This window comes from Candidatus Skiveiella danica (assembly GCF_022705245.1).
Taxonomy (GTDB): domain Bacteria; phylum Pseudomonadota; class Gammaproteobacteria; order Burkholderiales; family Burkholderiaceae_C; genus Skiveiella; species Skiveiella danica.
On the sequence record NZ_JAKJEW010000206.1, the window covers coordinates 1 to 509 of the forward strand.

1 protein-coding gene is annotated in these 509 nt (G+C 66.6%); it reads right to left on the minus strand.

Annotation, left to right across the window (positions count from 1 at the left end; genetic code table 11):
- Nucleotides 1-454 (minus strand): glycine zipper 2TM domain-containing protein (locus ACMUOY_RS21035; RefSeq protein WP_413894633.1); only part of this gene is annotated, 454 nt, incomplete at its 3' end.
- Between the last annotated feature and the right edge of the window lie 55 nt (nucleotides 455-509).

Sequence of the window (509 nt, forward strand, 5' to 3'; positions counted from 1 at the left end):
TTTCCACTTCCCGACCCGCGTAGGCGCCACCGGCGGCGCCCGCCACTGTCGCCAGCGTCTTTCCGGTGCCACCGCCAATCTGATGCCCCAGAACGCCCCCGACCACAGCGCCGCTGACCAGGCCGACGGCGCTGCCTTCCCCCTTCTTTTCCACTTGCTGCACCGCGACCACCTTGCCGCAATCGGCGCACACGGGTTTGGCCGCAACCGGCTGCCCGCTGGCCGACAACTGGGCCTTGGCCGCAGCGACGGCCTTGTCATGCTCGCTCTGGGCATCGCGTTTGCATTGCATGCGGGCTGCGGAATCGGCCTCTGCATTGCAGATTTTCTGGTCACTGGCCAGGCGCGCCTTGGCCTGTTTGAGGTCGGCGTCGTATTGCGCCTTGGGCGTCATGGCGGCCGTCGCGGCGCTGGCGGGTAGCTGGGTGGCTGTCTGGGCCTGGATTGCCGTCATCGACCCCAACATCAGGGCCACAGCGACCAAGGAGGAGAAATGTTGACGCATGGAA